Raw genomic sequence first — 25,199 nt, forward strand, 5'->3', positions numbered from 1 at the left:
GCAATCCGAAGGTTACTTTTGAAAGGAGATTTATTTATTCATGGCTAAAAAAGAGTTTAAAGCTGAATCCAAAAGACTGCTGGAAATGATGATTAACTCCATTTATACGCAGCGCGAGATTTTTCTGCGGGAGCTGATCTCCAATGCAAGTGATGCCATCGATAAAATCTATTACAAGGCACTGGCCGATGATAGTCTGGTGTTCAATAAAGAGGACTACTACATTAAAGTAACCGCTGACAAAGAAAGCCGCACGTTAACCATTGCCGATACGGGCATCGGGATGACGCAGGAAGAGCTGGAGAATAACCTGGGGATTATCGCGAACAGCGGCTCGTTTGCTTTTAAGAAGGATAATGAAGCCAAGGACGGTCACAATATCATCGGACAATTCGGGGTCGGCTTCTATTCCGCATTCATGGTGGCGGACGATGTGACCGTAATCAGTAAGGCGCTGGGCAGCGAGCAGGCGTTCAAATGGGAATCCCAGGGTGCGGACGGCTACACGATTGAGCCTTGTGAGAAGGATACGGTCGGTACCGAAATTACGCTGAAGATCAAAGAGAACACCGAAGACGATAACTACGATGAATTCCTCGAAGAATACCGTCTGAAATCCATCATTAAGAAGTATTCGGACTTCATCCGCTTCCCGATCAAGATGGACATTACCGGCAGACAGCCCAAAGAGGGCGCCGAGAATGAATTCATCGATGTGACGGAAGAGCAGACGGTCAACAGCATGGTGCCGATCTGGCGCAAGAACAAGAAAGAGCTGACTGATGAAGATTACAACAATTTCTATGCAGAGAAGCGTTACGGGTTCGACAAGCCGCTGAAGCATATCCACATCAGTGCCGACGGTGCAGTGGTCTACAACGCGATTCTGTTCATCCCGGAGAATACTCCGTTCGACTACTACACCAAGGAATATGAGAAGGGCCTGGAGCTCTATTCCAACGGCGTGCTGATTATGAACAAATGTGCCGACCTGCTGCCGGATTACTTCAGCTTCGTCAAGGGGATGGTCGATTCCGAGGACCTGTCGCTCAATATCTCCCGTGAGATGCTGCAGCATGACCGCCAGCTTACAATGATCGCCAAGAACATTAAGAGCAAGATCAAGAGCCAGCTCCTGAGCCTGCTGAAGGATGAGCGCGAGCAGTATGAGACGTTCTATAAGTCTTTTGGCAGACAGCTGAAGTTCGGGGTCTATAACGACTACGGTATGGAAAAAGAAACGCTGCAGGATCTCCTCATGTTCCACTCCTCCAAGGAGAAGAAGCTGGTGACGCTGGCTGAATATGTAGAGAGAATGCCGGAAGACCAGAAATATATCTACTACGCTTCAGGTGAATCGGTAGAGCGCATCGAGAAGCTGCCACAGACCGAAATGGTGCTGGACAAGGGCTACGAGATTCTCTACTTCACCGATGATATCGATGAATTCGCAATCAAGATGATCATGGCGTACAAGGAGAAGGAGTTCAGAAATGTCTCCAGCGGCGACTTAGGCATTGAAGAGAGTGCCGAGGATAAGCCATCCGAAGCGGAAGAGAATGAGAACAAGGGATTGTTCGAAGCCATGCAGGGCATTCTGTCCGGCAAAGTGAAGGCGGTCAAAGCCTCCAAGCGGCTGAAATCCCATCCGGTCTGCCTGTCCACCGAAGGCGAGCTGACGATCGAGATGGAGAAAATCCTCAAGGCCATGCCTAACGGCGGCCAGGATGTGCAAGCGGACAAGGTACTGGAAATCAACATTCACCATGATGTCTTCAAGTCCCTGAAGGCTGCGGCCGAAGGCGACAAGGAGAAGCTGGGTCTGTACACCAACCTCTTGTACAATCAGGCACTCCTGATCGAAGGACTGCAGGTTAATGATCCGGTGCAGTTCACGAACGATATTTGTAAAATCATGGTCTAATACCGGCGCTGCCGCCGGGCTGTTGACCTTGACTGATTATGAAACCCCGCGACTGGCTTAGGCCGGTGCGGGGTATTTTGGTGCGAATATGGAAAGCGTCCAGCCGCAGGATGACCGGCACAGATAATGGACATCCTCCAGAAGGGAGGGACTGAGCCGGGCGTGTTCATAGCGACTTGAACGTCTCGATGAACTTGGTAGCCATGGTGGACAAATACTTATCCTTCATCCACACGGCGGCTACGCGGGTGCGCAGGCTCTCGCAAAGGATCTCTTTGTAGATCAGGTTGCTATGATTAGCCAGCTCGAACGCCGACTTGGGCACGATGCCGATCCCGAGTCCCGCATTGGCCCAGAGCAGCGTGGTCCGGGCATCATCGTTCATACAGAAGATCTGCGGCTCAAAGCCATGCTCCAGACAGGTCTCGCGGATGAGCTGCTCGAAGCGGCGGTAGATGATGAGCGGCTTGGCTTGCAGCTCGCCCAGCTGGGCAGCACTCTGGCTGGGGGCCCAGTCATAATCAGCGGTCATCACCGCGATCATCGGCTCCGAATGGAAATACAGGCATTCCAGATTGCTGGTGTTGAACGGGGTGCGGATAATGCCCACCTCAACAATGCCCTTGTTCAGCAGGTCGATAATCATGAACGTATTGCCTTCATGAATCTCAAAGGTTACGCCCGAATAGCGCTTATGGAACGCTGTCAGCGGCTCGTGCAGCAGGGTAGCGCCTGATGAAGAGACCGTTCCAATGGTAAGGCTCCCCTTCAGCCCTTTCGCATAGTCGCTGATCTCCCGGGCGGTGGAGTCCGTTAACTCCAGGATCTGCTGGGCCCGGTTACGCAGAATGATTCCGGCATCCGTCAGCTGGATGCTGCGCGGTCCGCGCTCCACCAGCTTGACTCCGAGCTCCTCCTCCAGCAGCTTCAGCTGCTGGCTGAGCGGGGGCTGGGCCATTTGCAGCTTCCTGGCTGCGGATGTAATTTGTCCTTCCTCGGCAATGGCCAGGAAATATTTTAATTGGCGGATATCCATGGTATAGCCTCCATTTGTTAGGGTTATGACATACGTTATAGATATGGGATAGATACGAAACCAATATTATGAATATATAAGCAGGTATGACATAATCATAACGGGTCTTTTATTTTTTTCAAGAAGGATTACATACTACGCTAAGTTAGGTGAGGATGAATGTGCGCAAAATTGCAGTTTTCTTAAAACCATACAAGAAAGAAGTGACAATCGGGCCGATTTTCAAACTGCTGGAGGCGGTTCTCGAGCTGCTGCTGCCGACGATTGTAGCCCTGATCATCAACAACGGAATAGGCAAGCAGGATAGCAGCTATGTCTACCGGATGGGGTCCCTGATGGTGCTGATGGCTATTCTGGGCTTCGGCTGCTCCATGGTATGTCAATATTATGCGGCGCGGGCCTCACAGGGGTTCGGCACCACGCTGCGCAACAAAATGTTCAAGCACATCTCTTCGCTGTCGTATGCCGAGCTGGATGTCATCGGCACGCCTTCGCTGATCAATCGGATCACGAACGACGTTAACCAGCTGCAGTTGGCAGTAGCCATGCTCATCCGGCTGGTCATCCGTGCGCCATTCATCTGTATCGGGGCTATTATTATGGCGATGATTCTGGATTTCCGCCTGTCGCTGATCCTGATTGCTGCTACTCCGGTATTCGGAGTCATTCTGTACTTCATTATTACGCGCAGCTCGCCGATGTACCGCAAATATCAGGCTAAGCTGGACCGTCTTGCGCTGGTGCTCAGCGAGAATCTCTCGGGCATCCGGGTGATCCGGGCCTTCGCCGAGAGCCGCCGCGAGAAGCAGCGCTTCAATGAAGCCTCTGAGGATCTGACGCAGACGGCCATCCGTGTCGGACGGATCTCCGCTTGGCTGGGACCGATGACGACACTGGTAGTGAACGCAGCAATTATTGCCATTCTATGGGCAGGCGGCATTCACATTGAAGAAGGGAGTCTGTCGCAGGGTGAGATTATTGCATTCATTAACTATGTAACCCAGATCCTGCTGGCCTTGATCGTAGTCTCCAATCTGGTCATTCTGTTCACCAAAGCTTCGTCGTCTGCCAGCCGCATCAATGAGGTGCTGGCGATGACAGCTTCGGTTGTTGAGGTGCCTGCTCATGCCCCTGCTGCGAAGCGGGACGGTGCAGCGCCGGTGATTTCCTTCCGCAATGTCTCTTTCGGCTATAACACGACCGGTGAACTGGCCCTGGAGAATATCTCTGTTGATATCCTCAAGGGGCAGACGGTAGGATTAATCGGCAGTACCGGCTCGGGCAAAACCACTTTCGTAAATCTGATTCCGCGCTTCTACGACGCTGTGGTAGGGGAGGTTAGGGTCGAGGGTGTAAATGTACGGGACTACCGCCTGGAGCAGCTGCGCAGCAGAATCGGCATTGTGCCGCAGAAGGCGGTGTTGTTCACCGGCACGATTGCCGAGAATATCCGCTGGGGGAAGGCGTCTGCTACCCGGGACGAGATCATGGCCGCGGCGGCAGTAGCCCAGGCTGAGGAGTTCATCACCCGGCTGCCGGAAGGGCTGGATACGCTGGTGGTACGCGGCGGTCATAACCTGTCCGGTGGCCAAAAGCAGCGCCTGACCATTGCCCGCGCTGTCGTCGGACGTCCGCCGATTCTTATCCTGGATGATTCCTCCAGCGCGCTGGACTTCGCTACGGATGCGGCACTGCGCCGCGCACTAAGCAAGAACAGTACAGATATGACCGTACTGCTTGTATCCCAGAGGGTGAGCACAGTAAGGCAGGCCGATCAGATTATCGTCTTCGATGAAGGCCGGATTGCCGGAATCGGTACGCATGAGGAACTGCTGGAGAGCTGCGCAGTCTATCAGGAAATCTGCATGTCACAGCTCTCAAGCGAGGAGGCTTTACAATGAACAGTACAATGACCTGGAAACGTCTGTTTCAATATACCCGTGAGTACCGGAAAATAACGTATGGAGCTATCTTCTGCGCCATCCTGAGCGTGGTTGCCAGCCTGATCGGGCCGCTCCTGATTGGCCGCGCCATCGACCATATGATCGGACCGGATCGGGTGGAGTTCCTGGAAATTCTGCGCCTGCTGCTGATTCTGGGCAGTGTGTATCTGGTCGGCAGCTTCTTCGGCTGGCTGCTCACTTATTATACGAATAAGCTGGCGTTCCGCACGGTCTATGACCTGCGCCGCGAGCTGTTTGACAAGCTGGACGCCCTGCCGCTGAAGTTCCATGATAACCATCCCCAGGGCGACAGCATCAGCCGGTTCGTGAACGACATGGATGCCGTCTCTGACGGGCTGCTGCAGGGCTTCTCCACGCTCCTGACCGGGCTTGTCACCATCGCCGGAGCCATTGGGCTGATGCTCTATATCAGCCCTGTAATGACGCTGGTGGTACTGCTGTCTGCCCCGGCAACCTTCTTCGTTGCCCGCTTCATTACGGTGCGCTCCCAGCAGCTGTTCCGTGAGCAGGCCAAGATTCTCGGGGGGCTGAACGGCTATGTCGAGGAAATCGTCGGCGGGCAGAAGGTGGTGCAGGCTTATCATTACGAGGACCGCTCCTTTGCAGGTTTTGCCGAGCGGAATAATGAGCTGTACAAGACAGGGACAAAATCGCAGTTCTATGGCTCGCTCTCGAACCCGACTACGCGGCTGGTTAATAATATCACCTTCTCGCTGATTGCGATGATCGGAAGTGTGCTTGTTATCGGAGACCTGTTCTCCGTAGGGGATCTGTCCAGCTTCCTGATCTACTCCAGTCTGTTCGCGAAGCCGTTCAATGAGATAACTGGTGTGATCACACAGCTGCAGTCTGCCACAGCTTCGGCGCAGCGGATCTTCACCATTCTGGATCTCCCGCAGGAGGCCCCGGACCAGCCGGATGCCTACGTGATGGAGAACAGCCGGGGAACGATCACCTTCGACAAGGTAAGCTTCGCCTATACACCGGAGCGCCCGCTGATCAAGGATTTCAGCCTGGAGGTGAAGCCGGGCACGCGCGTGGCGATCGTCGGCCAGACCGGGGCAGGCAAGACCACGCTGGTCAACCTGCTGATGCGCTTCTATGAGGTAGACAGCGGAACGATCCGGATTGACGGAGTAGATATTACCTCCATCACCCGCGACAGTCTGCGGCGCAATTTCGGCATGGTGCTGCAGGAGACCTGGCTGTACGGGGCTTCCATCCGCGACAACATTGCTTACGGCAAGCCGGAGGCCTCCGAAGCGGAGGTGATTGCGGCCGCCAAGGCCGCGAATGCGCACAGCTTCATCAAGCGCCTGCCTGAAGGCTATGACACCAGGATCAGCACCTCGGGCGATAATCTCTCCCAGGGTCAGAAGCAGCTGCTCACCATTGCCCGCGTCATGCTGGTTGATCCGCCGATGCTCATTCTGGATGAGGCGACCAGCAGCATTGATACGCTGACAGAGGCGCGGATACAGAAGGCCTTCCTGGCGATGATCACCGGGCGGACCAGCTTCGTCATTGCCCACCGGCTGTCTACGATCCGCGAGGCAGACCTCATCCTGTTCATGAAGGATGGAGATATCGTGGAGAGCGGAACGCATGACGAGCTGCTCGAGAGCGGAGGCTACTACGCCCGCTTGTACAACAGCCAGTTTACGGCGGTGTAGGCATACGGTTAGCTTGAACAGCTGCGGCAGAACTTCTTCGGAAGTCTGCCGCAGCTGTTTTTATTTTATGGGAAAGAAGAAGGAATAGGGGGAAGCGGCGCCGGAAACCTGACGGCGAGGAACAGCGCCTTGAATGTATGTGGAAAACCGAACACAATCGCTGGCGAGAAGGCAGTTGTACCAAATGTATGCGGAAAACCGAACACAATGAGGTGCACAAGTGCACCTGAATTCAATGGATGCGGGCCAAATGGGTAAATGAGGTGCAGAAGTGCACTTGAATTCACCGGATGCTAGCCAAATGGGCAAATGAGGTGCAGAAGTGCCAATGTCATTAAGTTAAGATATAGAGCCAAAAACAAGAAAAAGGCAGGTTATCGAAAAGATAGCCTGCTCTTTTTTTGCACAAAAAAATCTTGACAATCCGTAGAAAACGTGTGGCGAAGCCCCTTGAAAAAACGAGGAGGTTACGCCAATGAATGCTTATGCAAATTCGCTGAAAGACAGACTGACATCTCTCATCCGTGAGATGGCGGCTGCCCCCGCGCCTTACGTCAGAAACCCGGGAAAGGATTTTACCCGAACGAAAAAACTACCCTTTGAAATGGTTATGCAAACCCTGATCTTTATGGGCGGCAACAGCCTCTATAAGGAACTGTTGGAATCGCAGGGCTATGACGTTAACACCGCAACTTCTTCTGCTTTTGTTCAGCAAAGAAATAAAATTTTGCCGTCTGCGGTCGAATCTTTGTTTCACACCTTTACCGCGTCCCATACGGAATTCAAGGATTATCGAGGCTATCGATTATTGGCCATTGACGGTTCCGATCTGCATATTGCAACAGATCCTGCGGACCCGTTGACCTATTCTCAAAGTCAGCCCCACTCGAAAGGCTTTAACCTTCTGCACTTGAACGCTGCTTATGACCTCTGTAACCGGCTTTACGTGGACGCCATCCTTCAACCTCGAAAGCTGCGCAACGAAGGAAGGGCGCTGTCCACGATGGTGGATCGGTCCCCTATTCAGGGGAACGTCATTGTGTTGGCGGATCGAGGATTGGAAAGCTACAATACGTTCGCGCATCTGGAACGGAAAGGATGGAAGTACGTCATACGGGTCAAGGATTTGCATTCGAATGGCATTCTTTCGGGCTTGCACTTGACCTTTGAAGGGGCGTTTGATCAGGAGATTCACCTGACGCTGACTAAAAAACGAACGAAAGCGTTCAGGGATCACCCCGAAATCTATAAAATTCTTCCGGCCACCTCTAGCTTTGATTTTCTGGACATGCAAAAGAACCTGTTTTACCCGATTTCCTTTCGGGTGGTTCGTTTCCTCCTGCCCAGTGGCGATTATGAAACCGTCATTACCAATCTACCGGCTGCTGAATTCTCACCGGATGAACTCCGGGAACTGTATCACCTGCGATGGGGGATTGAGACCTCTTTCCGGGCCTTAAAATACACCATCGGTCTGACCCATTTTCACGCAAAGAAGCAAGAGTCCATTACCCAAGAGATATTCGCAAGAATGATCCTCTACAATTTCGCTGAAATGATTACCTCGCACGTAGTCATTTCCCAAAAGGATAAACGGCACCTCTACCAAGTCAACTTCACGGTGGCCGTTCACGTCTGTAGACATTTCCTGCGCTCCAAGGGCGATGGACCCCCGCCTGATGTGGAAGCTTTGATTCGCAAAAATATTTTGCCGATTCGTCTCACCCGTCCTGGGCAAAGGAATACACGCAGAATACGTAGCAAATCCGCCATTAGCTTCGTCTACAGAGTAGCATAATTCGGTTCGCATGAACATTTTTTTAAGTGGATCTTCCATCCGCTTTGTTTGCTATGCGCTTTTTTCCTTCCTTACACCAAAAACAAACGGCATAGGACGTTTCCCCATACCGTTTTGGATTCTCTTTATTAATTCCAAACTTATCTTTGAACTTATCTTAATGACATTGGCAGAAGTGCACCTGAATTCACCGGATGCGGGCGAAAGACGGAAATGAGGTGCACAATTGCTGTCGAGAAGGCAGTTGGGCCCAATGTATACCGAAAACCGAACACATGGTTCTGAGGCCATGGCCGTTCGGGTTGATCGGTTTCCGTGAGCAGCTCAAGAGTGATCCTTGCCCGGATGCAGCCGGCTGCGCATAACCCCGGGAGTTACTCCATGGGCCTTGCGGAAGACCCGGATGAAGTAATTGGTCTCCATTCCAAGGTTGAGGGCGATATCCTGCACGGGACGCTCCGGGTCCTCGGTCAGCATCTGCATGGCGCGCTGCAGCCGGAGGTTCTGCAGATACTTATGCGGAGTGACCCCGTATTCCTGCAGGAACAGACGCTGGAAATGCTGGACGGAATAACCGACAGCCGCCGCCAGATTGGTGATCAGCAGCGGCTCGGTGAAATGCTCGTTGATCAGGCTGACTGCTTTGTTCAGCGCATCATTGCGGACGTTCTCGTTCTCCAGCCGGGTCGCTGCACCTGTGGACACTTCACTTCTGCGCAGCATCAGCAGCAGCCGGTACAGCGTCACCGACAAGTCCTGCATCGACTGTTCCTCCTGACGCGACGAGCTGTTCCCATTCACCGTGTGCCAGATCCCGCCCAGCATCTCCCAGCATTCTTCGAACCGTTCGAGGCGGAACGGGGCTGGCGGCAGCAGGCCGAGACCCTCCAGAACGGAGGCAGACTGGCTGCCGTGGAACCCGATGAAGCCGACATGCCACGGCTCGTGGGATAACGGATGATATTCATGCCCGCGGTCAGGCGGAAATGCATAGGCCATTCCAGGCTGCAGCACCGTTTCAGTGCCGTCCTCCAGGTCACGGAACCGCCCGCTGCCGCTGCGGATCAGAAAAATCTGATGCACCGGGAATCCGGCAGGACGCACATGGTGATACTGGATATGACGGCCGACAGAGTATGGATAGAGAGGGAAAGCATTCAGGTCACGCGGCATTTCAATCAGAGAGAAGGGGAGCATACGAACACCTCATATTCATTTTGTGCTATGAAAACGCTATTATTATCCTACCATTGATCACAGATTATCCTTTATTATAAATAGTATAAATCGTAACAAGCAAGAGGGACAGAGCCACAAAGGAAATTGTATCAGTGAAAAGTCCCATCCTGACATCTACCATCACACATAAACGAGAGGATGAAATCATATGAGCAGCAAAGTTCCTGCAATTAGCAGCAAGGCTCCTGTAATGCTTCATGGCGCCGACTATAGTCCCGAGCAATGGCTGAAATATCCGGGGGTACTGGAAGAAGATATCCGTATGATGAAGCTGGCAGGCTGTAATGTCATGTCTGTCGGGATTTTCTCCTGGGTATCGCTGGAGCGCGAAGAAGGGGTATTTAACTTTGAGTGGATGGACCAGCTCTTGGACCGTTTTGCGGCGAATGGCATTTATGCCTTCCTGGCTACTCCGAGCGGTGCGCGTCCGGCATGGATGTCCGAGAAGTATCCTGAGGTGCTGCGGGTAGAACGGAACCGGGTGCGCAACCTGCATGGCGTCCGTCATAATCACTGCTTCACTTCTCCGGTCTACCGTGAGAAGACTGCGCTGATCAACTCCAAGCTTGCTGAGCGTTATGCGCATCACCCGGCAGTGATCGGCTGGCATATCTCTAATGAATTCGGCGGCGAATGCCATTGTAATTACTGTCAGGATGCCTTCAGAGACTGGCTCAAGGCGAAGTACAATAATGATCTGGATGAGCTGAACCATGCCTGGTGGACGACCTTCTGGAGCCATACGTATACCTCCTGGGATCAGATCGAGTCCCCGGCTCCGCACGGAGAGACACAAGTACACGGGCTTAATCTGGACTGGCGCCGGTTCGTAAGCGATCAGACGATCAATTTCTGCCAGCATGAGATTGACGCGGTGCGGGGCTTTAACCCTGACCTGCCGGTGACCACTAACATGCATATGATTGACGGCGTAGACTACCGCAACATGGCCAAGATTCTTGATGTGGTATCATGGGACGCTTACCCGGACTGGGGATATACCGAGGACGATGATGACGCCCGTCTGGCCGCTTGGACAGCGATGCACCATGACATGTACCGTAGCTTCAAAAAGAAGCCGTTCCTGCTCATGGAAAGCACACCTTCCCTCACGAACTGGCAAATTGTCAGCAAGCTGAAGCGTCCGGGGATGCACAAGCTGTCTTCACTCCAGGCAGTTGCTCATGGTTCTGATTCTGTACAGTACTTCCAGTGGCGTAAAAGCCGCGGCTCCAGCGAGAAATTCCACGGCGCGGTGATCGACCATAGCGGACACACGGAGACCCGTGTCTTCAAGGATGTAGCTGAGGTGGGCCGTACCCTGGCGGGACTGGAGGAAGTTGTAGGTACAACAACTCCTGCTGAGACAGCCATTCTGTTTGATTGGGATAACCGCTGGGCGGTTAAGGATGCCCAAGGTATCCGCAATTCCGGCCTGAAATATGAAGAGACTGTGCTTCAGCATTACCGGGGACTGTGGGAGCTGGGAATTCCGGTGGATGTGGTTGGCTCAGGCGATGACCTGTCCGGCTATAAGCTGGTGATTGCTCCGATGCTGTACCTGATCAGCGAAGAGAACGGGAAGCGGATTGAGAAGTATGTGGAGCAGGGCGGAACCTTCCTGGCCACCTATTGGTCGGGAGTAGTCGGCGAGACCGATCTGTGTCACCTGGGCGGCTTCCCTGGACCGCTGCGCAGAACGCTGGGCATTTGGGCCGAAGAGACAGAAGGACTGCATAGCCGCGATCTGAACTGTTTAGTAATGGACCCAGGCAACAGCTTGAAGCTGAGCGGGGAATACGATGCACATGAGATCGCCGAGCTGATTCATCTGGAAGGCGCTGAGGCGCTGGGCCATTACCGCAGCGACTTCTACGCCGGACGTCCTGCACTCACAGTGAACAAGCTGGGAGCAGGTAAGGCTTATCATCTGGCAACACGCGTTAAGGATGCGCAGTTCTATGTGGACCTGTACGCCGCGATTACCGGAAAAGAGCGGATCAGCCGCACTCTGAACACCGAGCTTCCGACCGGAGTAACCGCCCAGCTGCGTTCCGATGGTGAGCATGAGTATGTATTCGTGCAGAATTTCAGCGGCTCCGAGCAAGTAGTGACACTGGACGGACAAGCATACACCGATGTTGAATCCGGCGCTGCGGCTCCGGCCGAGCTGAAGCTGGCAGTGAACGGACTTGCAATTCTGAAGCGCGCAGCGGCTACAGCATAAGTGATGCAGCTAAACCGCGTAATATAGTTACAAGTATCGGCATAGATACATTGAGTTACAAAAGAAGGCAGAACCCCATCGCGGGGTTCTGCCTTTTAAGTATGCCTTAGGTTGTGGCTGGACCGTACAACCGCTCAATCCCCTCAATTACCCGCCTGAAGTATTCACGCTCATGCGGGACAAAGTGCGTGAAGTCTACCAGCTCGTCGATGCCGATTCGTTCCCCGTTCCCGGTGACCTGGAAGCCCTGCACATGAAGCTTGCTGTCTGCTCCCGAGATGAAGCTGCGGAAGTCAGCGAAGCGGGCCTCTACGATTCCAGCCACTTCTTCCACCTGCGGGGTGAATTCACTTAGTGCATAGCGGTTCTCATAGACATATACATGCGCCCGTTCACGGTCCATGAATCCGGCGGAGTCCATCTGGTAGGGGATGACCCCCAGCGGCTGCAACTCGTCAAAAGCAATCTCAAGCCCCAGCTCCTCCTGCACCTCGCGGATACCGTCCATAACGGTCTCGTCAGCCAGCAGATGTCCGGCAGCCGTAATATCGAGCAGCCCGGCATAATCTCGCTTCTCCGGACTGCGCAGCTGGAGGCTGATCCTCAGCCCACTGTCAGCCTTGCGGACAAACCAGCAGTGGAAGGTCTCATGCCACAGCCCCTGCCTGTGGACCTCATCGCGGGGAGCGGTTCCGGTCCGGTTGCCTTGCTCGTCAAACGTAGTCAGTATTTCCTGGATCATACAGAAGCTCCTTCGCAAGTTCGATAGTAGCTGCGGAAATCCGCAGGTGTTGATGTTACATCCTAAACAGCTTACCATAAACAAGGAAATACAGTAATATCCAGAAGGTAGAAGAGTAGAGCACTATCATGGAGGAACGGGGGGAGCGCCATGAAGGTTGTACTCAAGCTGAATCTGGACGCTATTGCTTGGTACCGGGCTGGGGCGACGCTGCTATCACAGACCTGGAAGCAGATAGCGGACTTCAACCAAAGTCAGCGAGCTTTATGCCCGGTTTCTGCAGACCATAGCGGATTATATCCGGGCAAGGCCGGAAGAATTCTTCAGTGACCCATCAGCATGATTGCTAAAATCCATAAAAGACCCCCGGATGTGCTTCCTTCGAAGCCTCCGGGGGTCTTATGGTTCGGCAACTGCTTAGAGCAGCCGGTTCCTTATCTAGCCAACCAGCCGCCATCCACATTCAGAATGTGGCCGTTCAGGTAGTCGGAAGCGGCGGAGGCCAGGAATACGGCAGGTCCCTTCACATCATCGGCAGTTCCCCAGCGTCCGGCTGGAATACGGTCAAGGATGGAGTCGGAGCGGCTCTGGTCCGCACGGATAGGAGCGGTGTTCTCTGTAGCCATGTAGCCTGGAGCAATTGCGTTGATGTTAAGGCCCGAGCCTGCCCATTCATTGGCAAAGGCTTTGGTCAGACCGGCTACGGCATGCTTGCTTGCGGTGTAGCCCGGCACGTTGATGCCGCCCTGGTAGGAGAGCATGGAGGCGATGTTGATGATTTTACCATTGCCTCTTTCGAGGAAGTGGCGGCCGACGATCTGGGACAGCAGGAAGACGGTGTTCTGGTTAAGGTTAATCACGTCGAACCAGTCTTTCTCACTGTGGTCCTTGGCTGGAGTACGGCGGATCATGCCTGCACAGTTCACCAGGATATCTACTTTGCCGGTGAAGGCAACGGCTTCATCGAACATGGCTTGAAGCTTGGAATGGTCGCTGAGATCAGCGGCGATGCTCAGTGCTTTGACGCCAAAAGCTTCACAAGCAGCTACGGTCTCGTCACTGGAATTAAGCGATACGGAGACTACGTCTGCACCGGCTTCTGCGAAGGCAATGGCAATGCCTTGTCCAAGACCTTGTGCTGCGCCTGTTACGATTGCTGTCTTACCTGCCAAGCTGAATAAAGATGACATATGATTATTCTCTCCTTTGAGCGATTTGAATTGTATAATTATCCGCATTCAATGTTGATGCCGGCCTTGCGGAACAGCCCGGCGGTCTCCGGGGCAAGCCCGCTGTCTGTCAGCAGCACATCGACCTCCTGCAGGGAAGCGAAGGTGCGCAGCGCGGTCTGACCGAACTTGTGATGATCGCATGCGGCGAACACCTGACGGGCCGTGGAGACTAACGCCTGTTTGAAATCTATAAGATCGCCGGTATAGATGGACAGGCCGTGTTCAATATGAACGGCTGTGGCCGAGAGAAAGGCTTTTTGAATATTAAGCTTCTGTACATAGGATACGGCTTCGGGACCGGCCAGCATATTGCGGACACGGTAGCCGCCGGGTACGACCAGACGGATGTTATCTCTCTGGACCAGCTCACTGATGATGTAGACATCATTGGTAATGACCGTAAGAGGCATATTCGTAAGCCGCCGGGCAATCTCAAGCGTTGTGCTTCCGCCGTCCAGGGCAATGATATCATCCGGAGCGATATGCGCCAGCGCACGCCGGGCAATCTCCGTCTTCTCCTCAGCGTATTTATCCAGCGGATTGCGCAGGGGCAGAATGCCGAACTGATCGCTCTGTGCCAGCACGGCACCGCCGTGGACGCGCATAATCAGTCCCTGCTCCTCCAGCTTGCTTAAGTCCTCGCGGATCGTTTTGCCGGTGACCTGGAGCTTGTCGCTCAATTCGTTCACGGTTACATCCTTCTGGTTCAGCATAACTTCCATAATCATCTCGTGCCGCCGTATCGGGTTCATCCGCCTGCCTCATCTTTCCGTAGTTGATTTGCTACTATTGTAATTCTTTCATCCCTACGGGGTCCATATCATCATACCGCTTGTTGTCTCCGGCCATGCTCCAGATGAAGGTATAGTTATGCGTACCGACACCGCTATGAATGGACCAGCTCGGGGAGATGACAGCCTGCTCATTGTGCATGACGATGTGGCGGGTCTCGGTCGGCTCGCCCATCAGGTGGAAGACGATGGAGTCGTCCGGCAGATCGAAATAGAAGTAGGCTTCCATCCGGCGCGGATGCGTGTGGGATGGCATGGTGTTCCACATGCTGCCCGGCTTCAGCTGAGTCATCCCCATGACAAGCTGTGCGCTCTGCACACCGTTCGTGTGGATGAAGCGGTGAATCGTCCGTTCGTTGGAATTCTCCAGACCGCCCATGGCTCCGGATTCGGATTCAGCCAGCGTAGTCTTCGTAGTCGGGTAAGACTGGTGTGCCGGAGCGGAATTCAGATAGAATTTGGCCGGCTTGGCGCTGTCCGCACTCTTGAAAATAACATCCTTCGAGCCTTGGCCCACATACAGGCATTCCTTGAAATCAACCTCATATTCAGTTCCGTCCACAACCACCGAACCCTTGCCGCCGACATTGATAACGCCCAGCTCACGGCGTTCCAGGAAATAGGTTACGCCCAGCTCCTTGAGGTCCGTGGTCAGCGCCACCTCGCCGTTCACCGGATTCGCTCCGCCAACGATCATGCGGTCTTCATGGGTCAGGACAAGCTTCAGCTCATCTGGTGCAAAGATAACTGGGATATGGAACTCCTTACGCAGGCGCTCAGTGTCAAACTGCTTCACTTCATTCGGATGTGATGCAAAACGTCTTTCCATCGAATATTCAGTCTCCTTAGAAAACATATTTTCGTTCGTATAGGTACAATTTAATCCATTTACGTTCATTTATCAAGTATAATCTTTTTTAGTACGTTTATTTTAGTTTATTTATTCAGCGATAAGATTGCCATCTGAACTGAAAGCGTGCACAATAGAGCTGGAGTACAGGGAATTTATTCAGGATTAAAAATATGGAATTCATACTTACGGAGGGTGAACGAGATGGCAGATATGCCTCAGCAACAGATGACTTCTAAAATACGCCAAAGGCAGATTATATCCGCTATCGCGGTGGAGGCGGAGCGCCGCCCGCTGTTGTACAGCGGACTCTGGTTCCATGATGATGTGCGGAACAACTTCTATTATGCGTCTTATCTGTTTGCCGCTGCGGTGGATGACACTCTGGAGCTGCCGTTTGGCAAGGAGGATGCCAAGCGGAAAGCCGAGTCTGTACTATTAGAAACAGTTAAGCTCCAAAACCGGATGCCGGGGACCCCACTGTATGGACATTGGCCGCTGGGGCTGCATCCTACTCCCGGAGAGGCTGCACCGCATGAGCTGCCGGTTGAGATTATGGGCAGCCTGATGGTCTGGTTCAACCGGCAATATTCCGACCGGTTCAGCGCGGGACTGCGGGTGGCGTTCCATACGGCTATCGGCCATATCTACCGCAGCGCTTTCTTCCGTAAGCAGGTAGCGACCTTCGGCCATCATGAAGCCAAATATACGGCCGCCAAGCTGATCTTCGGCAGGCTGTTCGAGGATGATCTGCTGAGGGAAGACGGGCGGCACAGCCTGGAGCTGACTCTGGCGCATATCCGTGCGAAGGGCATGCCGGAATATGGCAGCCTGCCGTGGTTCTGGCACTGGGTGCAGGCGTTCACCTGCGCCTGGGAGCTGGAAGAGGACAACGGGATCAAACAGACGCTGGGCGAGATGCTGGACTTCCTGTGGACCGAGCGGAGCCAGTGGTACCTGCAAGGGGCCTGGGCGGGCGCGCATTCCCGGGGCTGGCCGCATGATGTTCCGGCAGACGGCAATGTGCTGCATGACTATGTGCAGTTCGGGGATTTCGCTCTGCCTGCGGAGATGCCCCGTACCGAATATGCAGGGTTCCTCTATTATGAAGCGCCGGAGGAGGTGCGCTCCGCTGCCCTGAACCGCCAGTTACCGGCAGAGGTCTGCAAGAAGACCGAGAAGGTGATTGCCGGTTCCCCGGAGCGCCAGCCGGCGCTGCATTCTTACGCCTATATCTGCAAGGATTACGCGGCAGGCGGGATGTGGGAGCGGGTGGAGGAATTCGACAATGAGCAGCTGCGCTGGGCCTTCTCGCTCCCGGTTCCGGCGGCGGCGGGCGTGAACCGGCTTTATTTTTTCCATACGGGTGAAGGCTATCAGCCGGGCGATCCCCGGCACCAGAGTCCTTATATGGAGGTGCTGTATCACCGGAACACGATCCTGTCGCTGTTCCCGGTGCCTGAAGGAGAGGATACGGCCATCGTCGGGGTGCTTCCGTTAGGCGAATGGATCAGGCAGCCCAAGACGCTGCTTGGACATGCGGGCAATGTGTATTTTGCTGTCTATGTATCACATGAATACGAACTTCTGGAGCGGCCATCCTATCTGGAGGTAACGTCCAAGAACATGCCGGGAGGCGTCGTAGTCGAAGCACTTAGCACAGATCAGGCGGCGGAGCTGGGGATACACAGTCTTGAGGAATTTGCCGCAGCCGCTATGCAGCGGGCACCGGAATTTACGGAGGGAGAGATCCTGTCGGCAGCGTATACGGCCTGGAGCGGCAATGAGCATTTACAGCTCAGCATAGACAATAAGCATACGGGAATACAATCGCTAATTAACGGCAAACCGGTATCATTTGAACATTATATGGTCTAAACGGGACACTTCGCTCGCTGGGAAACTTAAGATTTTTTCGGATTGGAACTATCTCAAATTTTAAGCTACAATGACATAGAGCCCGGGGGTCAGCAATGGCTGCCGGGTTCTTTGCGCTACCCGCATAGGCCCTGAGCATGGCGCAGCAATGAAGGTAATATCTTTAACGCTGCAAGGAAAGAATAAGTTAACTAATTTGCAGCAGAGGATCTACTACTGAAAACATGGGGGAGAGCAGGATGACAGAGACGGAATATCGGCTGGAGAAGGATTTTTTGGGCAGCAAGCAAGTGGAGCATCAGGCCTATTACGGGATACAGACCCTCCGGGCGGTGGAGAATTTCCCGATTACCGGCTACCGTGTGCACCATGAATTAATCAAGGCGATGGGGATTGTCAAAAAATCCGCTGCGCTCGCCAACATGGAAATCGGCCGCCTCTATAAGGGTCTGGGTGAGGTCATTGTCCAAGCGGCTGACGAGGTGATTGCGGGGAAATGGGATGAGCAGTTCATCGTGGATCCGATTCAAGGCGGCGCGGGTACCTCGCTGAATATGAATGCCAATGAAGTGATTGCGAACCGTGCGCTGGAGCTGCTGGGCAAGGCCAAAGGGGATTACTTACAGCTCAGTCCGAACACTCATGTGAATATGGCGCAATCGACGAACGATGCTTTTCCGACGGCGATTCATATTGCCACGCTATCGCTGCTGGAGCAGCTGCTGATTACGATGCGGACGATGCACGGTGTGTTTTTGCAGAAGGCGGCTGAATTCGATTCCGTGATTAAAATGGGGCGGACCCACCTGCAGGATGCGGTGCCGATTCGTCTCGGACAGGAATTCGAGGCGTACAGCCGGGTGCTGGAGCGTGATATTCAGCGGATCGAGCATACGCGCGGTCATCTGTATGAGGTGAACATGGGCGCGACCGCCGTAGGTACCGGCCTGAACGCCGATCCCCGGTACATCAAGCGGGTCGTCGAGCTGCTGGCCGAGATCAGCGGTCTGCCGCTGGTCAGCGCGGAGCATCTGGTGGATGCTACGCAGAACACGGATGCTTATACCGAAGTCTCGGCCTCGCTGAAGGTCTGCATGATGAATATGTCCAAAATCGCCAATGACCTGCGGCTGATGGCCTCGGGCCCGCGTTCCGGCTTCAATGAAATTACGCTGCCGGCCCGCCAGCCGGGATCGTCCATCATGCCCGGTAAGGTGAATCCTGTGATGGCCGAGGTGATTAACCAGGTGGCTTTTCAGGTGATTGGCAATGATCATACGATCTGCCTCGCTGCTCAGGCCGGTCAACTGGAGCTGAACGTTATGGAGCCTGTGATGGTGTTCAATCTGATTCAGTCGATCAGCATCATGAACAATTCCTTCCGGGTGTTCACCGACTATTGTCTGGCAGGGATTGAAGCCAACAAGGAGAAGCTTGCGCGTGAGGTGGAGAGAAGCGTCGGTATCATTACCGCCGTGAACCCGCATCTGGGGTATGAGGTCGTCTCGCGGATTGCCAGGGAAGCCATTCTGACCGGAGAATCGGTGCGGGCCTTGTGTCTGAAGTACAATGTGCTTAGCGAGGAAGAGCTGAACCTGATTCTGGACCCGTATGAAATGACCCATCCCGGCATCGCGGGGGCCGCGCTTTTGAATCATGAGTAATAATCGTGATTTTGTGTAAAATCAGGCTTCCTCTCATGGTATAATAGACACGAGCATTTACACCGGGCATTATCCTATATTCTGTAATGGCTTACTGGAGGCAAAGTGTGGCGAAGGCAAAAGTGGCAAAACGTCCCACCCGCGACGAATTCGTGCTTGAGGAGCTGGGCAACCAGCTGGTAGAGGCGAAGCAGGAGGATTCCGAGATTCTGCTGACGGTCTGGGGGAAGGAAGAAGAGGTGCGCGGGGTGATTGTAGAGATGGATTCGCGTACCGGCAGGGTGCATGTCAGAAATAACGAAGAGATTATCAAGGTGCCGTTCATGGACATTATGCAAATCAATTATCCCCGGGATTAGGGGGAGCGGCAGATGAACAAAACGAATGCCATGCGCATACTGGATGCAAGGAAGATAAGCTACACCATTCATAGCTACGACAATGAGGACGGGCTGATTCACGGAACAGCGGTTGCTGAGAAGATTGGTCTGCCTCCTGAGGTAGTATTCAAGACACTGGTCGCACACAGCGGACCGCAGCCGTATGTCTATGTGATCCCGGTTGCTGAGGAGCTGGATCTGAAGCGAGCCGCCAGAGCCGCCGGAGTGAAGAAGATTGAGCTGCTGCCGCTGAAGGACCTGCTGAAGCACACGGGATATGTCCGCGGGGGCTGTTCCCCTGTCGGGATGAAGAAGCTTTACCCTACGTTCATTCACAGCAGTGCGGCGGAGCTTGAGACAATCGCGGTCAGCGCAGGCCGGATCGGCGTTCAGATGGAGCTTGAGCCGAAGCTGCTGGGCGAAGCAGTGTCTGCGGTTTTTACAGAGTTGATTAAAGAGGAAGTGTAACGAATAAAGCCGGAACTCCTATGTGTGTAGGGTTCCGGCTTTTGCTTCAAGCAGTAGTCCATTCGCTGTAATGGTCGGCTATGAATTGCAGCTCGCGCTCGTAGTGGGCCAGGTGGCCTTCTTCCACCATTGTGACAAAAGCAGGATTGCCCGCCCCGGCCTCCTTCTTCAGCGTATCGCACATAGCCGTGAGCCGCCGGGTCAGCCAGACATGCAGATCTTCCGGGACAGCGAGTCCGTAGGCTTCAAAAAACAGCTCAATCCGCCGCTGCCGGTCTGCCGCATGCAGGTCTGCCTGGTATGGTACCGTGGAGCCTGTCAGATAGTGGGGTGCAAAACCGGCGAGCGGAACTGAAGTATAGAGGGTATAGGCAATATCCCATAGGCGCGGGCCCGGACCGGCCATGTCGAAATCAATCAGCGCCACGGGCGAACCATGCTGAAACACCACGTTGTACAGCGCCGCGTCATTATGGCAGATCACTTCATGTGCGTCAGGATCGGCATAGGGAAGCTGCCACTCCGTATGTATACTATTCGGTACGAAGCCCACCGTTGCATCATGATAGCTGCGCAGCAGGCGCGCCAGGCCCGTAAGGGTCTCTTCCGACCACATGTACGGCTTCAGCTCAGGATAAGCGTTGCCCGGAACCTCGCCGGGAAGAAAGGATAGGATTTCGCGCCCAGCTTCATCTACACCCAGGAATCTGGGTGCTCCTGCGAAATTCTGCTGCTCCAAATGCTGTAGCAGTGCATGAATACTTGTGCTCCAGCTCCTTGTGGGACGGCGGACAGTGTCTGCCTTGCGGATAATCTCGTTTACATTTCCGCCGGATAACTTCTCTTCATCATAGGGGTTCACTGGTTACGGCACCTCGCTTTCTGGGATGGGCGTCCGGCCGCGTGCAGCCAGCTGCAGGGGTCAAGGCAGCAGCTTCGCGGCGATTACCCCCAGATACTCCTTCAGCGCCAGCCCGGTTGTGGAGACGGCTCCGGCGGACGGAGTGAATTTGCTTACATAGAGTGACATAGGACGGCTGGCCTGGAAATCGACCGGAAAAGCCTGCGGCGTAAGTCCGGCATGCTCGAATTGGAGCATGCTGCGCGGCATATGGAAGCCGGAGGTCACCAGAACGGGACGGCTGAAGCCATGCTCCTGCATGAGCTTCGCGGTGTTGACCGCATTCTGCTCCGTATTGAGCGAGCGGTTCTCCGGCAGGATATCCTCTGCGGGGATGCCGAGGCCGATGAGCTGCCGCCGGGCGATATCCGCTTCATTGCCGCTGTCGGCGAATACCTGTCCCCCGGAGAAAATAACCGGCAGGCCAGTCTCGCGGTACAGCCGCGCAGCCGCCAGCAGGCGGTTCGCTGCCGGACCGGACATATTGCCTTGCCCGTCCAGATCCGGGGTGCCGGAGGTGGCCCCGCCGCCGAGGATTACGATCACATCCCCCTCTGCGGAAGCAGGCTGAGGGTACTTCCGCTCCAAGCTCCCGATCAGCGTGTCGGCGACAGCAGAGGTCATCGACAGATAGAGCAGGAGTGTGACCGCCAGCAGCACGATTGCGGGACGGCGGCTATTTTTCCACAGCCAGACCACCATGCCCAGCAGCAGCAGGACGAATATCCCGGGCGGCAGGACAAAGCTGTATACGAATTTAATGAGATAGATCAAGAGTTCACCAACTTTTTCGAGGATCATATCAGATATTGTACCACGAGCCCGGCAGGAGTTCCCAGCTTCACAGTTGTCTTAAAAAACTGCGCTTTCCTCTTAAAAAGCTTCACCCTGCTGCCGGAGGTGTCATGATACAGTATAATTGGATGAATCTCTTCAATAATGAATACAGACTGAAACGGCCGTAATCCTGTAATAATATATCAATGACAACCAGCGGAGGTGCAGCAATGAACAGAACCATACGGGTGCTGCTCGCGGACGACGAGCCGGTTATTCTGCGCGGGCTGAAGAAGCTCATAGCCTGGGAGAGCCTCGGGCTTAATATAGTAGGGGAAGCATGTGACGGGATAGAGCTGAAGGCGATGATCGACAGCTGTCATCCCGATCTGATTATCAGTGACATCAGTATGCCGGGTTATTCGGGTATAGATATTATCCGTGAAATTCATCATTCCGGGCGTCCGATCAAGGTGGTCTTTATCAGCGCCTATCAGGAATTTACTTATGCCCGGCAAGCGGTACAATACGGGGCGCTGGATTATCTGGTCAAGCCGGTGAATACGGGCCAGCTGGAGCAGGTAGTGATCCGCGCAGCTACGGTAATCCGCCAGGAATCCGAGGAAGAGCGCAACAAGGAAATGCTCAAGTCCTATGAGCGGAAGAACCTGTCTGTTACGGTGGAGGAGCAGCTGGAGCAGCTGACCGATGGCAATAAGGCGGCGGCAGCTACGCTTGCCCGGATGGGCAACACGGCAATTACCCGCTATGTCAGCGTGTGCGTCATTGAGACGGATGAATACGGCGGCCAGCCTTCACGCTGGGAGGAACGGGAACGCAAGCTGGTGGAGTTCGCTTTGCTGAATATCATCAAGGAGACAGTGGACAGCAGGGGCAACGGGTATGTGTTCCGAAAAGGAGAGCGTTTCGGGGTGCTGCTCCAGCATGAGCATCTGAATGAACCGCAGCAATTAATGGAGGATCTGCATCACAAAATCAACAGCTTTCTGAAGCTGAAGGTCTCAATAGGCATCGGCCGCCCGGCCAGCGGCATTGAAGAGGCGGCGGATTCTTACCAGTCTGCGCTGAAAGCGCTAAGATTCAGATATTTCGCCGGATTGAACCGGGTAATTCCCTATCCCGAAGAGTCATTGGAGGCTGCTGTACCTGTATCTGCACTTGGTGCCATCCAGAGTAGCCTGCCGGAAGCGCTCAAATCACTCGACAAGGAGCGGCTAACGGCATTAACGGGCGAGCTGCTGAAGACCGTGCGGCTGCTCTCTGGAGAAAGCCGGAACCAGGCGGTGTCCTATGTGTATAATGCCGTGATCCAGCTTGAACAGGATATGGCTGACTTCGGCGCGGATGCGGGGCTGTTGAATCAGGGAGAGAAGCCGCTGCTGGAAAAGCTGGCGGATGCCCCGACCTTCGGCGCACTGCAGCAGGAATTTGAAGCGGTCCTGTCCAAAATGTCTGAGCAGCTGATCTGCCGGATCTCCAGCAAGGAAATGCCGCAGCTTGCGCAGGTGAAAACCTATGTGGAGGAGCATTATGCCGAGAATATTACGCTGGAGTCCATAGCCGCCATGGTGTATATGAATCCTTATTATTTCAGCAGCTTCTTCAAGAAGCATACCGGCCAGAACTTCAAGAATTATGTTACTGAAGTGCGGATGGGTCATGCCCAGCGGCTGCTGCTGCAGAGTGATCTGATGGTCTACGAGATTGCCGACCGGGTCGGCTACAACAACGCGCGGCATTTCAGCGACATGTTCAAGAAGCAATTCGGCAAGCTGCCGCAGGAATACAAGCAATCGGCCAGGAGCTAAGCGGATTGGGGGGATCATAGAGTGATAAGACGATGGCCTGTGCCGGTCTGGGGACGGGGACCGAAGAGTATTTTTGTTAAATTTTCTGCATCCTTCCTGCTGGTCGGGCTGATTCCGCTGTTTGCGCTGAGCTTCTTCTCCGTACAGACCTTCTCGGGCTATGTGGAGCGGTATACCACCAGCAATCTGCAGCAAATGGTGCTCTATATGAGCTATAATCTGAATTCAGCGTTCAATCAGTATAATGAAGTATCCAAATTAATGTATACAGGGCGTTATGAAGGGTTCATCGAGAGCTATTCGCAGAATCAGACACAGAATGTGAATGAGCTGGAGAGAATCAACACCATTCCGATAGAATCCTTCCTGAAGACGATTCTGTTCAGTGATTCTTATATATCCAGTGTCCAGTTTATCCGCCAGTCTGACGGTAAGCTGTATGTTCAGGAGCGCGGCAACCGGTCGCTGAATATGGAGACGGTTCCGAATGCGGAGTGGCTGTCCGCCATGGCAGGTGATCCTGCGAAGGTGGCTATTTTCCCGACCCATCAGGACAGTTATTTCTATGGCTCGGACCGCCGGGTGTTCACGATCGGGCGCAGCCTGATTGATACCTCCGGGCGCGTGACCAAAGATCCCAAGGTAGTCGGAACGCTTTTCCTCGATATTGATACCTCGTTATTCCAGCAGTTCTTTCGTGAGCTGAGTCTCGGGGAGAAGGATGAGCTGTACCTGCTGGACGGAGAGGGTCGGACGTATTTCAGCAACCAGCCTGCCGGTGCGGCTGGAACTGGAGCTGCTGAGCTAACTAACAATGAGATGATTGTGCTCAGTGAGCCGATCCCTTTTTTGAATGGTCAGGTTATCGCCAAAATCCACCGTGGCAACCTGTTCGAGCAGCTGCTGTCGGCCCGGGCAACGGTATATATCGCTATTGGCATGTGTGCCTTTGTGATGATTGTAATGGGGGCCTGGTTCTCCAGACGTCTCGCCGCTCCCATCCGGGAGCTGATCCGGCAGATGGCCGTGGTGGAATCGGGGAAGCTGGATATACAGCTCTCTGTGAACAGCAATGATGAGATGGGCAGGCTGGCCCACGGATTCAACCGGATGGTGGAACGGCTGCAGGTCTACATTGATGAGGCCTATGTGGCCCAGATCAAGCAGAAGCAGACCGAGCTGAATGCACTGAAGAGTCAGATCCGGCCCCATTACCTGTACAACACCCTTGAGGTGATCCGGATGAACGCGGTGGATAAGGAAGCAGGCGAGGTGGCGGATATGATTCTGGCGTTATCCAATGAGCTGAAGTATGTCATTGATTACGGGGAAGACAGTGTAAGCCTTGCCAGCGAGCTCGCCCATCTGCAGAATTACTTCTATATCATTTCTGTGCGGTATGAGAACCGCTTCGAGCTGCATCTGGATATTGCCCAAGATGTTAACCTGGACTGGCCCATCCTGAAGCTGTCCCTGCAGCCGATGGTGGAGAATGCAGTTCAGCATGGGCTGCGGGGGCAGGGAAAAGGAACCGTCGGCATTACGGTCGAACGGAGAGAGCAAGTGCTGGCGATAACGATTTATGACGATGGCGTGGGGATGAGCAGGGAGACGCTGTCCCGCATGAATAAGATTCTGGAAGACCCGGAGGCTCCAAGCAAGAATGTCGGCATGAAAAATGTGCATGAGCGTATCCGCTCCAGCTTCGGGGATGGGTATGGCCTGTCTGTGAACAGCAGAGAGCATGTCGGGACCTCTATTACGCTGACATTCCCGGTTATCACAGAATGAGGAGGTCACAGGGGTGCAAATGCCGAGGATATCAG

General features: G+C 54.0%; 20 protein-coding genes. 12 read left to right on the plus strand and 8 right to left on the minus strand.

Annotation, left to right across the window (positions count from 1 at the left end; all coding sequences use genetic code 11):
• Positions 1 to 40: 40 nt before the first annotated feature.
• Complete coding sequence (gene htpG / locus NSS64_RS10210) at positions 41 to 1,924, plus strand: molecular chaperone HtpG (protein WP_340940132.1); 1,884 nt, start codon at positions 41 to 43, stop codon at positions 1,922 to 1,924.
• A gap of 166 nt (positions 1,925 to 2,090) precedes the next feature.
• Here htpG and NSS64_RS10215 read toward each other — a convergent pair whose 3' ends face one another.
• Positions 2,091 to 2,960, minus strand: a complete 870-nt coding sequence (locus NSS64_RS10215) for a LysR family transcriptional regulator (RefSeq protein WP_076078711.1) — start codon at positions 2,958 to 2,960, stop codon at positions 2,091 to 2,093.
• A 155-nt stretch (positions 2,961 to 3,115) separates the two neighbouring features.
• On the opposite strand from NSS64_RS10215, the gene NSS64_RS10220 reads away from it, so the two are divergent.
• The 3 genes from NSS64_RS10220 to NSS64_RS10230 all read left to right on the plus strand — a co-directional run bounded on the left by NSS64_RS10220 (position 3,116) and on the right by NSS64_RS10230 (position 8,395).
• Positions 3,116 to 4,861, plus strand: a complete 1,746-nt coding sequence (locus tag NSS64_RS10220) for an ABC transporter ATP-binding protein (protein WP_445667788.1) — start codon at positions 3,116 to 3,118, stop codon at positions 4,859 to 4,861.
• Complete coding sequence (locus tag NSS64_RS10225; protein WP_341140009.1) at positions 4,858 to 6,597, plus strand: ABC transporter ATP-binding protein; 1,740 nt, start codon at positions 4,858 to 4,860, stop codon at positions 6,595 to 6,597. The genes NSS64_RS10220 and NSS64_RS10225 overlap by 4 nt, the downstream gene beginning before the upstream one ends.
• A 475-nt stretch (positions 6,598 to 7,072) precedes the next feature.
• Entirely contained in the window at positions 7,073 to 8,395 is a 1,323-nt protein-coding gene (locus tag NSS64_RS10230; RefSeq protein WP_076086935.1) for an IS4 family transposase, read from the plus strand.
• A 324-nt stretch (positions 8,396 to 8,719) separates the two neighbouring features.
• Here the strand turns inward: NSS64_RS10230 and NSS64_RS10235 are convergent, their stop codons facing one another.
• A complete protein-coding gene (locus NSS64_RS10235; RefSeq protein ID WP_341140010.1) occupies positions 8,720 to 9,592 on the minus strand; it encodes an AraC family transcriptional regulator in 873 nt (290 codons plus the stop codon).
• Positions 9,593 to 9,782: 190 nt separating this feature from the next.
• On the opposite strand from NSS64_RS10235, the gene NSS64_RS10240 reads away from it, so the two are divergent.
• On the plus strand, positions 9,783 to 11,861 hold the full coding sequence (locus NSS64_RS10240) for a beta-galactosidase (RefSeq protein ID WP_341140011.1): 2,079 nt from the start codon (positions 9,783 to 9,785) through the stop codon (positions 11,859 to 11,861).
• Between the two features lie 106 nt (positions 11,862 to 11,967).
• On the opposite strand, the gene NSS64_RS10245 is transcribed toward NSS64_RS10240, so the two are convergent.
• A complete protein-coding gene (locus tag NSS64_RS10245) occupies positions 11,968 to 12,603 on the minus strand; it encodes an NUDIX hydrolase (RefSeq protein ID WP_341140012.1) in 636 nt (211 codons plus the stop codon).
• Between the two features lie 150 nt (positions 12,604 to 12,753).
• Between NSS64_RS10245 and NSS64_RS10250 the strand changes: the two genes are divergently transcribed.
• The gene (locus NSS64_RS10250) at positions 12,754 to 12,933 is read left to right on the plus strand and encodes a hypothetical protein (protein ID WP_341140013.1); all 180 of its coding nucleotides are present in this window, start codon (positions 12,754 to 12,756) and stop codon (positions 12,931 to 12,933) included.
• 104 nt (positions 12,934 to 13,037) lie between these two features.
• Here NSS64_RS10250 and kduD read toward each other — a convergent pair whose 3' ends face one another.
• Genes kduD through kduI form a run of 3 tightly spaced genes read right to left on the minus strand, consistent with a single transcriptional unit; the run spans position 13,038 to position 15,455 of the window.
• Positions 13,038 to 13,793 (minus strand): 2-dehydro-3-deoxy-D-gluconate 5-dehydrogenase KduD, encoded by a 756-nt coding sequence (gene kduD, locus NSS64_RS10255; protein WP_340940147.1) that lies wholly within the window; start codon positions 13,791 to 13,793, stop codon positions 13,038 to 13,040.
• A 38-nt stretch (positions 13,794 to 13,831) separates the two neighbouring features.
• Entirely contained in the window at positions 13,832 to 14,587 is a 756-nt protein-coding gene (locus NSS64_RS10260; protein ID WP_340940148.1) for a DeoR/GlpR family DNA-binding transcription regulator, read from the minus strand.
• 34 nt (positions 14,588 to 14,621) lie between these two features.
• Positions 14,622 to 15,455, minus strand: a complete 834-nt coding sequence (gene kduI / locus NSS64_RS10265; RefSeq protein WP_340940149.1) for a 5-dehydro-4-deoxy-D-glucuronate isomerase — start codon at positions 15,453 to 15,455, stop codon at positions 14,622 to 14,624.
• Between the two features lie 225 nt (positions 15,456 to 15,680).
• On the opposite strand from kduI, the gene NSS64_RS10270 reads away from it, so the two are divergent.
• From NSS64_RS10270 to ybaK, 4 genes are all read left to right on the plus strand, one after another.
• Complete coding sequence (locus NSS64_RS10270) at positions 15,681 to 17,354, plus strand: hypothetical protein (protein ID WP_341140014.1); 1,674 nt, start codon at positions 15,681 to 15,683, stop codon at positions 17,352 to 17,354.
• 239 nt (positions 17,355 to 17,593) lie between these two features.
• A complete protein-coding gene (gene aspA, locus NSS64_RS10275; RefSeq protein ID WP_340940152.1) occupies positions 17,594 to 19,018 on the plus strand; it encodes an aspartate ammonia-lyase in 1,425 nt (474 codons plus the stop codon).
• A gap of 86 nt (positions 19,019 to 19,104) precedes the next feature.
• Positions 19,105 to 19,377, plus strand: a complete 273-nt coding sequence (locus tag NSS64_RS10280; RefSeq protein ID WP_268748447.1) for a YolD-like family protein — start codon at positions 19,105 to 19,107, stop codon at positions 19,375 to 19,377.
• Positions 19,378 to 19,389: 12 nt separating this feature from the next.
• Entirely contained in the window at positions 19,390 to 19,866 is a 477-nt protein-coding gene (gene ybaK / locus NSS64_RS10285; protein WP_340940156.1) for a Cys-tRNA(Pro) deacylase, read from the plus strand.
• 46 nt (positions 19,867 to 19,912) lie between these two features.
• On the opposite strand, the gene NSS64_RS10290 is transcribed toward ybaK, so the two are convergent.
• Complete coding sequence (locus NSS64_RS10290; RefSeq protein ID WP_341140015.1) at positions 19,913 to 20,728, minus strand: aminoglycoside phosphotransferase family protein; 816 nt, start codon at positions 20,726 to 20,728, stop codon at positions 19,913 to 19,915.
• Positions 20,729 to 20,788: 60 nt separating this feature from the next.
• A complete protein-coding gene (locus NSS64_RS10295) occupies positions 20,789 to 21,541 on the minus strand; it encodes a YdcF family protein (protein WP_341140016.1) in 753 nt (250 codons plus the stop codon).
• A gap of 233 nt (positions 21,542 to 21,774) precedes the next feature.
• Here NSS64_RS10295 and NSS64_RS10300 point away from each other — a divergent pair, with 233 nt between their 5' ends.
• Positions 21,775 to 23,373: a response regulator transcription factor gene (locus NSS64_RS10300; RefSeq protein ID WP_341140017.1), complete on the plus strand. Its 1,599-nt coding sequence runs from the start codon at positions 21,775 to 21,777 to the stop codon at positions 23,371 to 23,373.
• Positions 23,374 to 23,394: 21 nt separating this feature from the next.
• A complete protein-coding gene (locus tag NSS64_RS10305; protein WP_341140018.1) occupies positions 23,395 to 25,164 on the plus strand; it encodes a cache domain-containing sensor histidine kinase in 1,770 nt (589 codons plus the stop codon).
• The last annotated feature ends 35 nt before the right edge of the window (positions 25,165 to 25,199 follow it).

The organism is Paenibacillus sp. FSL H8-0122 (genome assembly GCF_038005345.1).
GTDB lineage: Bacteria > Bacillota > Bacilli > Paenibacillales > Paenibacillaceae > Paenibacillus_AQ.

Coding starts and splice junctions, on each gene's coding strand:
- NSS64_RS10260 (WP_340940148.1), bottom strand. CDS start 14,587: ATGAACCCGATACGGCGGCACGAGATGATTATGGAAGTTATGCTGAAC.
- NSS64_RS10225 (WP_341140009.1), top strand. CDS start 4,858: ATGAACAGTACAATGACCTGGAAACGTCTGTTTCAATATACCCGTGAG.
- NSS64_RS10220 (WP_445667788.1), top strand. CDS start 3,116: ATGAATGTGCGCAAAATTGCAGTTTTCTTAAAACCATACAAGAAAGAA.
- NSS64_RS10270 (WP_341140014.1), top strand. CDS start 15,681: ATGGCAGATATGCCTCAGCAACAGATGACTTCTAAAATACGCCAAAGG.
- NSS64_RS10245 (WP_341140012.1), bottom strand. CDS start 12,603: ATGATCCAGGAAATACTGACTACGTTTGACGAGCAAGGCAACCGGACC.
- NSS64_RS10240 (WP_341140011.1), top strand. CDS start 9,783: ATGAGCAGCAAAGTTCCTGCAATTAGCAGCAAGGCTCCTGTAATGCTT.
- NSS64_RS10230 (WP_076086935.1), top strand. CDS start 7,073: ATGAATGCTTATGCAAATTCGCTGAAAGACAGACTGACATCTCTCATC.
- NSS64_RS10300 (WP_341140017.1), top strand. CDS start 21,775: ATGAACAGAACCATACGGGTGCTGCTCGCGGACGACGAGCCGGTTATT.
- NSS64_RS10280 (WP_268748447.1), top strand. CDS start 19,105: ATGGCTTACTGGAGGCAAAGTGTGGCGAAGGCAAAAGTGGCAAAACGT.
- kduI (WP_340940149.1), bottom strand. CDS start 15,455: ATGGAAAGACGTTTTGCATCACATCCGAATGAAGTGAAGCAGTTTGAC.
- htpG (WP_340940132.1), top strand. CDS start 41: ATGGCTAAAAAAGAGTTTAAAGCTGAATCCAAAAGACTGCTGGAAATG.
- NSS64_RS10250 (WP_341140013.1), top strand. CDS start 12,754: ATGAAGGTTGTACTCAAGCTGAATCTGGACGCTATTGCTTGGTACCGG.
- aspA (WP_340940152.1), top strand. CDS start 17,594: ATGACAGAGACGGAATATCGGCTGGAGAAGGATTTTTTGGGCAGCAAG.
- NSS64_RS10235 (WP_341140010.1), bottom strand. CDS start 9,592: ATGCTCCCCTTCTCTCTGATTGAAATGCCGCGTGACCTGAATGCTTTC.
- NSS64_RS10215 (WP_076078711.1), bottom strand. CDS start 2,960: ATGGATATCCGCCAATTAAAATATTTCCTGGCCATTGCCGAGGAAGGA.
- kduD (WP_340940147.1), bottom strand. CDS start 13,793: ATGTCATCTTTATTCAGCTTGGCAGGTAAGACAGCAATCGTAACAGGC.
- ybaK (WP_340940156.1), top strand. CDS start 19,390: ATGAACAAAACGAATGCCATGCGCATACTGGATGCAAGGAAGATAAGC.